Below are 13,189 nucleotides of genomic sequence, written 5' to 3'. Positions count from 1 at the left end.
ACCGGCGAGGAGATCACCCAGAACGGGCTCGGCGGCGCCGACGTGCACGCCGAGACCTCCGGCGTCTGCCACTTCGCCTACGACGACGAGGAGACCTGCCTGGAGGAGGTGCGCTACCTGCTCTCCCTCCTGCCGCGCAACAACCGCGAGAACCCGCCCGCCGCGCCCTGCGACGACCCGGCGGACCGGCGCTGCGACAGCCTCGCCGACCTGGTGCCCGCCGACGGCAACCGTCCGTACGACATGACCAGGGTCATCGAGGAGATCGTCGACGACGGCGAGTACCTCGAGGTGCACCAGCGCTGGGCGCGCAACATCATCTGCGCGCTGGCCCGGCTGGACGGCCAGGTCGTCGGGATCGTCGCCAACCAGCCGCAGAGCCTCGCCGGCGTGCTGGACATCGAGGCGTCCGAGAAGGCCGCCCGCTTCGTGCAGATGTGCGACGCGTTCAGCATCCCGATCGTCACCCTGCTCGACGTACCCGGCTTCCTCCCTGGTGTCGGACAGGAGCACGGCGGCATCATCCGGCACGGCGCGAAACTGCTGTACGCCTACTGCGACGCGACCGTGCCGCGCATCTCCCTGATCCTGCGCAAGGCCTACGGCGGCGCCTACATCGTGATGGACTCCCAGTCCATCGGCGCCGACCTCACCTACGCCTGGCCCACCAACGAGATCGCCGTGATGGGCGCCGAGGGCGCGGCCAACGTCATCTTCCGCCGTCAGATCGCCGAGGCCGACGACCCCGAGGCCATGCGGGCGGAGCTGGTCAAGGAGTACAAGGCCGAGCTGATGCATCCGTACTACGCGGCCGAGCGCGGTCTGGTCGACGACGTGATCGACCCGGCCGACACCCGCCACGTCCTGATCGGCGCCCTGGCGATGCTGCGTACCAAGCACGCCGAGCGACCCGCCCGCAAGCACGGCAACCCGCCCCAGTGACGGAGGTCCCATGAGCGCGTCCCCCACTCCCCCCATCCGCGTCGAGAAGGGCCAGGCCACCGACGAGGAACTGGCCGCCCTCGCGGTGCTGCTGCTCAGCCGCACCGCCCTGGCCGGGGCCGGCACCGAGCCCGGCTCCCCGGGCACCACCTCCTGGCGCCCGCACGCCTACCACGCCCCGCACAGCTGGCAGCGGGGCTGAGCCGGCGGCCACCGAGTCCCCCGGCGGCCCGGCACACCCGGGCCGCCGGGGGCGCGCTCAGTCCTGGACGAGCGTGATGTCCTGCTGCCGGACGGCGTGGAAGTAGGGCATCGGCGCGAGGCCCGAGGGCCGCAGCTCCACCAGGGTGGCCTCGACGTGGGCCGCGCCGGTCTTCAGCGGTTCGGCACCGGCCTTGTGCGACGTCTTCCCCGACCCGGCCGCCGCCTTCGCCGCCTTGCCGGACACCTTTCCGTCCTTGTGCGACGCCTTCACGGACCCGGCCGAGGTCTTCACGGACCCGGCCGAGGCCTTGTCGGCCTTGCCCGACGCCTTCCCGGCCCCGGCCGCCTTCTTCCCGGCCTTCCGCGCCGCCTTCCCGGCCTCGGACGGCTTGCCTGCGCCCTTGGGCGACGTCTTCTCCGCCTCGGCCGAGGCCTTCCCGGTCGTGATGGACCGCGTACCGCTCTTGAGCGCTTCCGCATCGGCCTTGCCGGTGTTCGACCAGTGGTGCTCCGCTCCGTCGCAGACGCCGCTGGTGCCGCCGATGGCGTACTTGACGCCGGGGTCGGTCTGGGTGACCGAGGAGCTGACGAGCACCGGTCCGCTGCTGCCGGCGCAGCGGTAGGTGCCGGAGAGGGTGATGGTGCCGTCGGCGGCGATCCGGCCGGTGGCGTCGACGGTGAGGCTCTCGGTCGGGTCGGCGACGGCGGCCGGTGCGGCGACGGCGCACAGCAGCGCTGCGGCGCCGAGGCCGGCGGCGAGGGCGGGGCGTACGGGCATGGGGGGTACCTCCCGGTCACGGGGTGTGGGGGTTCCACTCGTACCGGGCGGTCCGGGACCCCGCCGTGACCGTCACCCCTTCGGTGGCGCGTCACCCGGCAGCACCGCGAACCCGTCCAGCTCGACCAGCGCCCGCTCGTCCCACAGCCGTACGACCTGGACGACGGCCATCGCCGGATAGTCGCGGCCCGCCGACTCCCGCCAGATACGGCCCAGTCGGCGGGCGTCGGTGCGGTAGCCGGCGACGTCGGTGGTGTAGACGGTGACGCGGGCCAGGTCGGCCGGGGTGCCGCCGGCCGCGCGCAGGGCGGTGAGCAGATTGGTGAGTGCCCGCTCGAACTGCTCCACGAGCGTGTCGCCGGTGACTTCGCCGTCGCCGTCGAGGGCGGTCTGGCCGGCCAGGAACACCAGCCGGGTGCCGGTCGCGACGACGGCGTGCGAGAAGCCCGTGGGCGGGGACAGCTCGGGCGGGTTGACGCGCTCGGTGCTCACCGGGCCTCCCTCTCGGACCGCGCGGCGTACAACTCCTTGGCGATGATGCCCCGTTGCACCTCGCTGGCGCCCTCGTAGATCCGCGGCGCGCGCACCTCGCGATAGAGGTGTTCCAGCAGATGGCCGCGGCGCAGCGCGCGGGCGCCGTGCAGCTGGACGGCGGTGTCGACGACGTACTGCGCGGTCTCGGTGGCCAGCAGCTTGGCCATCGCGGCCCGCCCCGGCACATCGGCGGCGCCCTCGTCGTACGCCGTCGCCGCCGCGTACACCATCAGCCGGGCCGCCTCGGTGCGCAGGGCCATCTCGGCGACCTGGTGGGCGACCGTCTGCAGGTCCCGCAGCTTGCCGCCGAACGCGTCGCGTTCGGCGGTGTGCTCGAGCGTGGCGTCGAGCGCCGCCTGGGCCATGCCGACCGCGAAGGCGCCGACGCTGGGCCGGAAGAGGTTGAGGGTGCCCATGGCGACGGCGAAGCCGCGGTCGGGCTCGCCGAGCACGTCGTCCGCGGTGACGGGGACGGCGTCCAGGTGCAGGGCGCCGATCGGGTGCGGGGAGAGCATCTCCAGCGCGGAGCCGGTGAGGCCGGGCCGGTCGGCGGGGAGCAGGAAGGCGGTCACCCCGCGGGCTCCGGCGCCGGGCGTGGTCCGGGCGAAGACGGTGTAGAAGTCGGCCTCGGGGGCGTTGGAGATCCAGCACTTCTCGCCGGTGAGCCGCCAGCCGGAGCCGCGGTCCGGTTCGGCCGTGAGGGCCAGGGCGGCCGCGTCGGAGCCGGCCCCCGGCTCGCTGAGCGCGAACGCGGCCACCGCGCCGCCCGCGGCCACCCGGGGCAGCCAGCGCTCGCGCTGGGCGGTGGTGCCGTGGGCGTGCACCGGGTGGGCGCCCAGGCCCTGGAGGGCGAGGGCGGTCTCCGCCTCGGTGCAGGCCTGCGCCAGCGCCTCGCGCATCAGGCACAGGTCCAGGGCGCCGGAGGTGAACAGACGGGCGAGCAGGCCGAGCCGGCCGAGTTCGGCGAGGAGGGCCCGGTCGACCCGGCCCGGCTCCCCCTTGTCGGCGATCGGGCGCAGCCGTTCGGCGGCCAGGGCGCGCAGTTCGGCGCGCCAGGCGGTCCGCTCCGGTCCGAGTGAGAATGCGGGCACTGCCGGTCCTCCCTCCGGGGCGGGCCGGCGATGACCCTCCCGTCTCCATCCGACGGTATCGCGCACAGTTGACTGTCGTCACCAACACGATACGCTCCAGATGCGAGCGCAGTCAGGACGCCCGTCTCGACGCCGTCAGGCAAGGGGGCGCACCGCCATGAACGTCTCCGCCCACGTCGACACCTTCACGCGCGACCATCTTCCGCCGCCGGGCGAGTGGCCCGAGCTGCGATTCGATCTGGCGGAGCTGCGCTACCCCGAACGGCTCAACTGCGCGGCCGAGCTGCTCGCGCACGGCGACCCGGACCGCCCGGTCTTCCACACCCCGGACGGTCCTTCGTGGACGTACGGCGTCCTGCGCGCCCGCGTCGACCGGATCGCCCATGTCCTCACCGGCGAACTGGGCGTCGTACCCGGCAACCGGGTCCTGCTGCGCGGGCCGACCACCCCCTGGCTCGCCGCGTGCTGGCTCGCCGTGCTGAAGGCGGGCGCGGTGGCGGTCACCGTGCTGGCCCAGCAGCGGCCGCACGAGCTGGCCACGATGTGCGAGATCGCCCGGGTCCGGCACGCGCTGTGCGACATACGGGCCGTGGACGACCTGGCGAAGGCCGGGATACCGGGCCTGCGCATCCTCGCCTACGGCGGTGAGGCGCCCGACGACCTGCTGCGCCGCCCGGCGCCGGACACGCCCTTCCCGGCGGTCGGCACCGCCGCCGACGACGTGGCCCTGATCGCCTTCACCTCGGGCACCACGGGCCGCCCGAAGGGGTGCATGCACTTCCACCGGGACGTGCTGGCCGTCGCCGACACCTTCTCCGCGCATGTGCTGCGGCCCCGGCCCGACGACGTGTTCACCGGCAGTCCCCCGCTCGGCTTCACGTTCGGTCTGGGCGGTCTGGTGATCTTCCCGATGCGGGCGGGCGCCAGCGCGCTGCTGCTCGAACAGGCGGGGCCGCGCCAGTTGCTGCCGGCCATCGCCGGGCACCGGGTCTCGGTGCTGTTCACCGCGCCGACCGCGTACCGCGCGATGCTCGAGGCGATGGACGGCCACGACCTCTCGTCGCTGCGGCGCTGCGTGTCGGCCGGCGAGAACCTGCCCGCGGCCACCTGGCGGGCGTGGCACGAGCGCACGGGGCTGCGCATCATCAACGGCATCGGCGCCACCGAGCTGCTGCACATCTTCGTCTCCGCCGCCGACGAGCGGATCAGACCCGGCACCACGGGAGTCCCGGTCCCGGGGTGGCAGGCGCGGGTCCAGGACGCGTACGGCGACCCGGTGCCGGACGGTGAGCCCGGACTGCTGGCCGTGCGCGGCCCGGTCGGCTGCCGCTATCTCGCCGACCCGCGGCAACGGGAGTACGTGCGCGGCGGCTGGAACGTCACCGGCGACACCTACGTCCGCGAGAGCGACGGCTACTTCCGCTATGTGGCCCGCGCGGACGACATGATCATCTCAGCCGGGTACAACATCGCCGGACCGGAGGTGGAGGACGCCCTGCTGCGCCACCCCGACGTGGTCGAGACGGCGGTGGTCGGCCGTCCCGACGAGGTGCGCGGCCAGGTGGCGGTGGCCTACACGGTGCTGCGGGACGGGGCGGCGCGCGACCCGGAGACACTGCGCGCCTTCCTCAAGTCGGAGCTGGCGCCCTACAAGTGCCCGCGCGAGTTCGTCTTCCTCGACGCGCTGCCCCGCACGGCCACCGGCAAGCTGCAGCGGTTCCGGCTGCGCACCGCCGGTGACCGGCCATGACCCCGACGACCTAAAATGATCAATGTGTCCGAGCAGCACGCCCCCAGGTCCCTCATCGTCACGTTGTACGGCGCGTACGGCCGCTTCATGCCCGGCCCGGTGCCCGTCGCCGAGCTGATCCGGCTGCTGGCCGCGGTCAGGGTGGACGCGCCCTCCGTCCGTTCCTCGGTGTCCCGGCTCAAACGCCGCGGGCTGCTGCTGCCGGCCCGCACGGGCACCGGCGCGGCCGGGTACGAACTCTCGGCCGAGGCACGCCAGTTGCTGGAGGACGGTGACCGCCGCATCTACGCGACCGCGCCGCCCGAGGACGAGGGCTGGGTCCTGGCGGTGTTCTCCGTGCCCGAGTCGGAACGGCAGAAGCGGCACGTCCTGCGCTCCCGGCTGGCCGGACTGGGCTTCGGCACGGCGGCGCCCGGGGTGTGGATCGCCCCGGCCCGGCTGTACGAGGAGACCCGGCACACCCTGCGGCGCCTGGCCCTCGACCCGTACGTCGACCTCTTCCGGGGCGAGCACCTCGGCTTCGCCGCCACGCCGGAGGCCGTCACCCGCTGGTGGGACCTGGCGGCGATCGCCAAGGCGCACGAGGGCTTCCTGGACGTCCACGCGCCCGTCCTGCACGCCTGGGAGCGGCGGACCGGCACGCCGCCGGAGGAGGCCTACCGGGACTACCTGACGGCCCTGGACTCCTGGCGGCACCTGCCCTACACCGACCCGGGCCTGCCCGCCCGGCTGCTGCCCGCCGACTGGCCGGGCGTCCGCTCGGCACAGGTGTTCCGGGGGCTGCACGAGCGGCTGCGGGACGCGGGGGCCGAGTTCGTGGGAGCGGGGCCCGCGGGGGTCTGAGCGCCGCGGGTCAGAAGCGCCGCAGCCGCAGCGCGATGCCGTGCCCGACCGCGAGGTAGAGCACCGCGGGAAGTCCGTAGTCGAGCAGCACCCGGAGGTTCTCCGTGTCCATCGTGAAGATGTCCTGCGACCACCAGGCCAGCGCGTCGGCCACACCCTCCACGAAACCCACGAAGACGTTCGCGTGGTTGGCCTCCAGCAGGTACAGCAGGATCCACAGCCCCAGGAACGCCGCCGCGACGTCGGCGACGGTGTGGATGATCAGGGCGGTGCGCCGGGTGCCCGAGCCGTCCCCGCGGCGCTGCCGGCCGGGGCCGGCGGGCCGGTAGGCGGGCTCCGCGTACTGCGGCTCCGGGGCCGGGGGGCCGCCGTAACCGTATCCGGGGGGCTCGGGCAGGGGCCTGGTGTCGTTCATCGCGGTCTCGGTCTCTCTCGTCTCCGGCATGGACCAGCCGAACGTAGCCAGCCGAAGCGGAACAAGCGGTTCAGGAACCGTGCGGATCACGTGGAAGGCGTGTGACCGGTACCGCGCGGCTCCTCCTCGCCGTCCTCGTCATCGCCCGCCGAGCGACAGCCGGGGTTTCGGCGCGTCCGTGCGGCCGGTCTGCGGCCTTCTGCTGCCCGCCCGGTAGGGGTCGGGCCAGGCCACGCCGGGCCCCTCGTAGCCCTGCTCGGCGGCCGCGTGCAGCGTCCAGTGCGGGTCGTACAGGTGCGGCCGGGCCAGCGCGCACAGGTCCGTACGCCCGGCCAGGATCAGGGAGTTGACGTCGTCCCAGGAGGAGATCGCGCCGACCGCGATCACCGGGACGCGGACCTCGTGCCGGATGCGGTCCGCGAACGGCGTCTGGTACGAGCGCCCGAACTCCGGCCGCTCCTCGGCCACCACCTGCCCGGTGGAGACGTCGATCGCGTCGGCGCCGTGCGCCGCGAAGGCCCGGGCGATCCCGACCGCGTCCTCGGCGCCGGTGCCGCCCTCGGCCCAGTCGGTGGCGGAGATCCGCACGGTCATGGGCCGGTCGTCCGGCCACACCGCGCGCACGGCGTCGAAGACCTCCAGCGGGAACCGCAGCCGGTTCTCGGGCGAGCCGCCGTAGGCGTCGGTGCGGAGGTTGGTGAGGGGGGAGAGGAAGCCGGAGAGCAGATAGCCGTGGGCGCAGTGCAGTTCGAGGAGGTCGAAGCCGGCCCGCGCGGCCCGCCCGGCGGCCGCGGCGAACTGCTCCCGGATGTCGGTCAGCTGGGTGCGCGTGAGGCCGCGCGGGGTCTGGCCGCCCGGCTTGTAGGGCAGCGGGGAGGCGGCCACCAGCGGCCAGTTGCCGTCGGGCAGCGGTTCGTCCATGCCCTCCCACATCAGCCGGGTGGAGCCCTTGCGGCCGCTGTGGCCGAGCTGGACGCCGATCGCGGTGCCCGGCGCCCGGTCGTGCACGAAGTCGGTGATCCGCCGCCACGCCTCGCCCTGCCGGCCGGTGTAGAGGCCGGCGCAGCCGGGGGTGATCCGGCCCTCCTCGCTCACGCACACCATCTCGGTCATCACCAGGCCGGCCCCGCCGAGGGCGCGGGCACCCAGGTGGACGAGGTGGAAGTCGCCGGGGACGCCTTCGTCGGCCGAGTACATGTCCATGGGCGACACCACGACCCGGTTGCGCAGGGTCAGTCCGCGCAGCCGGAACGGGGTGAACATGGGGGGCGTGCCCGGTGGGCAGCCGAACTCCCGCTCGACGGCACCGGTGAAGTGCGCGTCGCGCAGCCGGAGGTTGTCGTGGGTGACCCGGCGGCTGCGGGTGAGCAGGTTGAAGGCGAACTGGCGGGACGGCTGACCGAGGTAGCGGTCCAGGTGCTCGAACCACTCCAGGCTGGCCCGGGCGGCCCGCTGGGTGGAGGCGACGACGGGCTTGCGCTCCTCCTCGTAGGCGGCCAGCGCGCTGGGCGTGTCGGGCTGTTCCTCGACGCACGCGGCCAGCGCCAGCGCGTCCTCCACGGCGAGCTTGGTGCCGGAGCCGATGGAGAAGTGGGCGGTGTGGGCGGCGTCGCCGAGGAGGACGACGTTGCCGTCGGACCAGCGCTCGTTGACCACCGTGCGGAAGGTCGTCCACACCGATTTGTTGGAGCGCAGCGGCCGTCCGCCGAGGGCGTCGGCGAAGATCTTCGCGCAGCGCTCGACGGACTCCCGCGGCTCGGCCTCGTCGAATCCGGCGGCCCGCCAGACCTCCTCGCGCATCTCCACGATCACGGTGGAGGCGCCGAGTCGGTCCGGCGGCCCGGAGGGCCTCGTTGAGGGGTGGTGGTCGGGAGACGGGCGGGCGAACGGGTAGGCGTGCAGCTGCATCACGCCGTGCTCGGTCTCGGCGATCTCGAAGCGGAAGGCGTCGAAGGCGAAGTCGGCCGCCAGCCAGATGTAGCGGCAGCGGTGGGCGGTCACCCGGGGCCGGAACGCGTGGGCGCGGGCGTCGCGGGTGGTGCTGTTGACTCCGTCGGCGGCGACGACCAGGTCGTACTCCTCGGCGAGCCGGGCGACCGGCGGTGCCGCGGTGCGGAAGCGGAGGTCCACGCCCAGGGAGCGGCAGCGCTCATGCAGGATCTCCAGCAGCCGGCGCCTGCCCAGCGCGGCGAAGCCGTGTCCGCCGGAGGTGTGGCGGGTGCCCCGGTGGACGATGTCGATGTCGTCCCAGCGGACGAAGTCGCGCCGCAGGGCCTCGTGGACCACGGGATCGGCGTGCTCGATGCCGCCCAGGGTCTCGTCGGAGAGGACCACGCCGAAGCCGAAGGTCTCGTCGGGGGCGTTGCGCTCCCAGACGGTGATCTCCCGGGCGGGATCGAGCCGTTTCAGCAGCGCGGCCGTGTAGAGACCGCCGGGGCCCCCGCCGGTGATCGCCACGCGCAGGGGGCGGCCGGCCATCGCGGCTACCTCCCCCGCCACTTCGGCGGCCGCTTCTCCTGGAAGGCGGCGTGGAACTCCGCGTAGTCCTCGCCGTTCATCAGCAGGGCCTGGGTCGAGGCGTCCAGCTCGATCGACGCGGCCAGCGGCATGTCCAGCTCGGCCGTGAGCAGCGCCTTGGTCTGGGCGTACGCCAGGGCGGGTCCGTCGGCCAGGCGGCGGGCCAGGTCCCGCGCCGTCCCGTCCGTGTGGCCCTCCTCCGCCGTCACGCTGATCAGGCCGATCCGCTCGGCCTCCGCCGCGCGCACCGGTTCGCCCAGCATCAGCAGCCGGGTCGCGTGACCGAGCCCGACGACGCGGGGCAGCAGGTAGGCCGCGCCCATGTCGCCGCCGGAGAGGCCGACGCGGGTGAAGAGGAAGGCGAACCGGGCCGAGGGGTCCGCGACGCGGAAGTCCGCCGCCAGGGCGAGCACGGCGCCGGCGCCCGCCGCCACGCCGTGCACGGCGGCGATCACCGGGAACGGGCACTCCCGGATCGCCCGGACCACCTGCCCGGTCATCCGGTTGAAGTCGAGGAGCTGGGCGGTGTCCATGGACAGGGTGGCGCCGATGATCTCGTCCACGTCTCCGCCGGAGCAGAAGCCGCGGCCCTCGCCGGCCAGCACCAGGGCGCGGACCGACCGCTCCCGGGACAGCTCGGCGAGCAGGTCGCGCAGGTCGGCGTAGGCGCCGAAGGTGAGGGCGTTGAGCCTGTCGGGGCGGGCGAGGGTGACGGTGGCGACACCGTCGTCGAGCTGGACCCGCAGGTGCTCCCACGTGGAGGTGCGGGCGGCGGAGCCGGTGAAGGGACTCATGACGTGCGGCCTCCTAGAAGGGGCGGTGCCTCACGTTGCTGCGGTGGTGCCTCACGGTGCGGTACCCCATGAAGCTATCACCTGTTTGTGACTGTCGTCACGATGTCGCGACAACGGGCTGGGGGACGGCCCGGTCCCGTCACACGCGTCACCGGTCGTCCACAGCCGCGTAACAGTGGGCCCGCCGGGGCGAGGCGGGGCGCCCCGGCGGGTAGGCCGCCGGTGGCGGGGCGGAGCGGCCCCGGACGGTGCCCGTCGACGGTCCTCGTGGCCGGACCCGTACCATTTCCACGGTTGAAAGCAGGACAGCCTGCTCCATGAACGGACTCGCCTTGTACGAACGCCCCGCCGAATCGGCCTCCTGGCGCATCGCGCTGCCGCACACGACCGCGGCGGTGCCCGTGGCGCGTGCCCTGGTCCGGTCGGCCCTGGCCGAGGTGGAGCACGCGGCCGACAGTGACACCGCCGAGCTGCTGACGGCGGAGCTGGTGGCCAACGCGGTGGAGCACACTGCCGGGCGCGGCCCGATCGAGCTGGTGGTGGAGCTGCGGCCGGGCGGCTGCCAGGTCGAGGTGCACGACCCGGACCCGGCGCCGCCGGGGCATCTCACCCGTCCGGTGATCGAGGAGCCCGACCCCTGGCAGGAGGGCGGGCGCGGGCTGCTGCTGATCCGCGCCCTCAGCTCGTCCTGCGGTCACCGCCCGACCGCTTCGGGCAAGGCGGTGTGGTTCAGACTGCCAGTGGTTCCCGGTCAGCGGCGTCCGGCGTGACCTCGGGGGACGCCTGGGCCAGCGTGGAGTGCCGGCGCCCGTAGGCGGCGTAGACCGCGAGGCCCACCACGAGGAACACCGCGAACTGGATCCAGGTCCGCCAGCCGGTCTCGTACATCAGGTACAGGCAGAAGGCGACGCCGAGCAGCGGTCCGACCGGGTAGAGCGGCACCCGGAAGCTGCGGCTCAGGCCGGGCTCGCGGCGGCGCAGGGTGATCACCGCGATGTTGACGACGGCCATGATCGCGAGCGTGCCGATGGTGCACAGGTTCATCACGGCGTCCAGGGAGGCGAAGGCCGCCGGGACCGCGAAGACGACCGCGACGATCAGCGTGCCGGCCACCGGGGTGGAGGTGCGCGGCGACACCTTCTCGAAGACGCGCGGGATCAGGCCGTCCCGGGACATCGACATCAGGATGCGGGTCTGGCCGTACATCACGGCCAGCACCACGGAGGCGATGGCGACGACCGCGCCGAAGGCGATGACACCGCCGCCGATGGCGGAGCCGGTGACCTCGTTGACGACGTACGACAGCGCCGCGGGCCGGCCGGCGACCTGCTTGCCGCCGATGGCGCCGATCGCGGCGAGCGCGACCGCGCAGTAGAGCAGGGTGACCAGGCCCATGCAGACGAGGATCGCGACGGGGATGTCCCGGCGCGGGTTCTTCGCCTCCTCACCGGCCGTGGTGATCGCGTCGAAGCCGATGTAGGAGAAGAAGGCGGCGGTGGTGCCCGCGCCGATGCCGCCGAGGCCGGCCGGTGAGAACGGGGTCAGGTTGCCGTGCTTGAAGGCGCTGTAGCCGACGGCGCAGAAGGCCAGCAGGATGACGAGCTTCACGGCGGCCATCGCGGCGGTCGCCCGGGCGCTCTCCCGCACCCCGCGCACCAGCAGCACGGACGCCATGGCGATGACGATCACGGCGGGCAGGTTCACGATCCCGCCGTCGCCCGGCCCCGCGGACAGCGCGGCCGGCAGCTGCAGGCCGGTGAGGCTGTGCAGGAGCTCGTTGACGTACTCGCTCCAGCCGACCGCGACCGCGGAGATGGAGACGCCGTACTCCAGCAGCAGGCACCAGCCGACCAGGAAGGCGGTGGACTCGCCGAGGCCCGCGTAGGCGAAGGAGTACGAGGAGCCGGAGACCGGGATCGCGCCGCCCAGCTCGGCGAAGGAGAGCGCGGTGAAGACGCAGGTGATCGCGGCGAGGACGAAGGAGATGACGACGGCGGGGCCGGCCTGGGCGACGGAGTCGGAGAGTCCGACGAAGATGCCGGTGCCGACGATGGCGCCGACGCCGAAGCAGATGAGCTGGAAGAGGCCCATCGTGCGCTTGAGGCCGTGGCCCTCGCGGTCGGCGCCGGACTCGGCGACGAGCAGTTGCGGGGACTTGATGCGGTGAGCGGGCATGGGGGGTGGTGCTCGTTTCTGGTGGTGCGGGCGCCCCGGTGGGGGCGCGGCGGCGGCCGGGAGGGGGTGGTCCGGGCCGCCGTTCAGGATAAGGCCGGGTGAAGCGGGTGGGGCAAGCGTCGGCGTGGGGCGGGCGGGTCAGGCGAGGGTCGCGACCAGGATCGCCTTGATGCTGTGCAGCCGGTTCTCCGCTTCGTCGAAGACGACCGAGTGGGCGGACTCGAACACCTCGTCGGTCACCTCCAGGGAGGTCAGGCCGTGGGTCTCGTGGATCTCCTGGCCGACCTTGGTGCCGAGGTCGTGGAAGGCGGGCAGGCAGTGCAGGAACTTCACGTCCGGGTCGCCGGTGGCGCGCAGGACGTCCATGGTCACGGCGTAGGGGCCGAGGGCGGCGATCCGCTCGTCCCAGACCTCCTTGGGCTCGCCCATGGAGACCCATACGTCGGTGGCGACGAAGCCGGCGCCCGCGACGCCCTCGGCGATCTCCTCGGTGAGGGTGATCCGGGCACCGCTGGACTCGGCCAGCTCGCGGGCGCGGTCGACGATCTCCTGGGCGGGCCAGTAGGACTTCGGGGCGACGATCCGTACGTCCATGCCGAGCAGGGCGCCGGTGACCAGGTAGGAGTTGCCCATGTTGAAGCGGGCGTCGCCGAGGTAGGCGAAGGCGGTCTCCCGCAGCGGCCGGGTGCTGTGCTCGGCCATGGTGAGCGCGTCGGCCAGCATCTGGGTGGGGTGCCAGTCGTCGGTGAGCCCGTTGTAGACGGGCACACCGGCGTACGCGGCCAGCTCCTCGACCTTGGCCTGGCTGTCACCGCGGTACTCGATCGCGTCGAACATCCGGCCGAGGACGCGGGCGGTGTCCTTCACGGACTCCTTGTGCCCGATCTGCGAGCCGGCCGGGTCGAGGTACGTCGTGGTGGCACCCTGGTCGGCGGCGGCGACCTCGAACGCGCAGCGGGTGCGCGTCGAGGTCTTCTCGAAGATCAGCGCGATGTTGCGGCCGCGCAGGTACTGGGTCTCGGTCCCGGCCTTCTTCGCCGCCTTCAGCTCCGCGGCCAGCTCGACCAGACCGCGGAACTCGGCCTCGGTGAAGTCCAGCTCCTTGAGGAAGTGGCGGCCGGCGAGGGCGGTCGGGACAGTCGCCAT

Annotated in this window: 13 protein-coding genes and 1 pseudogene; 5 read left to right on the top strand and 9 right to left on the bottom strand. The window is 73.5% G+C overall.

Annotated features, from left to right (window positions below; genetic code table 11):
• Nucleotides 1–942, top strand: a 942-nt coding sequence (locus ABZ478_RS26030) for a carboxyl transferase domain-containing protein (protein WP_359553064.1), incomplete at its 5' end; no start/stop codon positions are given.
• A 10-nt stretch (nucleotides 943–952) separates the two neighbouring features.
• Nucleotides 953–1,144, top strand: a complete 192-nt coding sequence (locus ABZ478_RS26025) for an acyl-CoA carboxylase epsilon subunit (RefSeq protein WP_358934809.1) — start codon at nucleotides 953–955, stop codon at nucleotides 1,142–1,144.
• Nucleotides 1,145–1,201: 57 nt separating this feature from the next.
• Here ABZ478_RS26025 and ABZ478_RS26020 read toward each other — a convergent pair whose 3' ends face one another.
• The 4 genes and pseudogenes from ABZ478_RS26020 to ABZ478_RS26005 all read right to left on the bottom strand — a co-directional run bounded on the left by ABZ478_RS26020 (nucleotide 1,202) and on the right by ABZ478_RS26005 (nucleotide 3,549).
• A complete protein-coding gene (locus ABZ478_RS26020) occupies nucleotides 1,202–1,390 on the bottom strand; it encodes a DUF6299 family protein (RefSeq protein WP_359553066.1) in 189 nt (62 codons plus the stop codon).
• A gap of 210 nt (nucleotides 1,391–1,600) precedes the next feature.
• Nucleotides 1,601–1,924 (bottom strand): annotated as a pseudogene (locus ABZ478_RS26015) (DUF6299 family protein); the annotation flags it as partial.
• 72 nt (nucleotides 1,925–1,996) lie between these two features.
• Nucleotides 1,997–2,416, bottom strand: coding sequence for a RidA family protein (locus ABZ478_RS26010; RefSeq protein ID WP_359553063.1), 420 nt, complete (start codon nucleotides 2,414–2,416; stop codon nucleotides 1,997–1,999).
• A complete protein-coding gene (locus ABZ478_RS26005) occupies nucleotides 2,413–3,549 on the bottom strand; it encodes an acyl-CoA dehydrogenase family protein (RefSeq protein WP_359553062.1) in 1,137 nt (378 codons plus the stop codon). The genes ABZ478_RS26010 and ABZ478_RS26005 overlap by 4 nt, the downstream gene beginning before the upstream one ends.
• Before the next feature lie 157 nt (nucleotides 3,550–3,706).
• On the opposite strand from ABZ478_RS26005, the gene ABZ478_RS26000 reads away from it, so the two are divergent.
• Together ABZ478_RS26000 and ABZ478_RS25995 are read left to right on the top strand one after the other, a co-directional pair.
• Entirely contained in the window at nucleotides 3,707–5,299 is a 1,593-nt protein-coding gene (locus ABZ478_RS26000; RefSeq protein ID WP_359553061.1) for an AMP-binding protein, read from the top strand.
• A 15-nt stretch (nucleotides 5,300–5,314) separates the two neighbouring features.
• Entirely contained in the window at nucleotides 5,315–6,142 is an 828-nt protein-coding gene (locus ABZ478_RS25995) for a PaaX family transcriptional regulator C-terminal domain-containing protein (RefSeq protein WP_359553060.1), read from the top strand.
• A 10-nt stretch (nucleotides 6,143–6,152) separates the two neighbouring features.
• Here the strand turns inward: ABZ478_RS25995 and ABZ478_RS25990 are convergent, their stop codons facing one another.
• The 3 genes from ABZ478_RS25990 to ABZ478_RS25980 form a co-directional block, all read right to left on the bottom strand.
• Nucleotides 6,153–6,587 (bottom strand): hypothetical protein, encoded by a 435-nt coding sequence (locus tag ABZ478_RS25990; protein WP_359553059.1) that lies wholly within the window; start codon nucleotides 6,585–6,587, stop codon nucleotides 6,153–6,155.
• 108 nt (nucleotides 6,588–6,695) lie between these two features.
• Nucleotides 6,696–9,035, bottom strand: coding sequence for a bifunctional salicylyl-CoA 5-hydroxylase/oxidoreductase (locus ABZ478_RS25985; protein WP_359553058.1), 2,340 nt, complete (start codon nucleotides 9,033–9,035; stop codon nucleotides 6,696–6,698).
• Nucleotides 9,036–9,040: 5 nt separating this feature from the next.
• A complete protein-coding gene (locus ABZ478_RS25980; RefSeq protein WP_358934795.1) occupies nucleotides 9,041–9,868 on the bottom strand; it encodes an enoyl-CoA hydratase family protein in 828 nt (275 codons plus the stop codon).
• A gap of 317 nt (nucleotides 9,869–10,185) precedes the next feature.
• Here ABZ478_RS25980 and ABZ478_RS25975 point away from each other — a divergent pair, with 317 nt between their 5' ends.
• On the top strand, nucleotides 10,186–10,638 hold the full coding sequence (locus ABZ478_RS25975; protein WP_351666646.1) for an ATP-binding protein: 453 nt from the start codon (nucleotides 10,186–10,188) through the stop codon (nucleotides 10,636–10,638).
• Here the strand turns inward: ABZ478_RS25975 and ABZ478_RS25970 are convergent.
• Complete coding sequence (locus ABZ478_RS25970) at nucleotides 10,598–12,043, bottom strand: amino acid permease (RefSeq protein ID WP_358934793.1); 1,446 nt, start codon at nucleotides 12,041–12,043, stop codon at nucleotides 10,598–10,600. The genes ABZ478_RS25975 and ABZ478_RS25970 overlap by 41 nt on opposite strands.
• 138 nt (nucleotides 12,044–12,181) lie before the next feature.
• Nucleotides 12,182–13,189, bottom strand: coding sequence for an ornithine carbamoyltransferase (gene argF / locus ABZ478_RS25965; RefSeq protein WP_358934791.1), 1,008 nt, complete (start codon nucleotides 13,187–13,189; stop codon nucleotides 12,182–12,184).

The sequence above is a fragment of the Streptomyces sp. NPDC005706 genome, assembly GCF_040631045.1.
In the GTDB taxonomy this organism is placed as follows: domain Bacteria; phylum Actinomycetota; class Actinomycetes; order Streptomycetales; family Streptomycetaceae; genus Streptomyces.
This window is presented reverse-complemented; position numbering and strand designations above follow the sequence as displayed.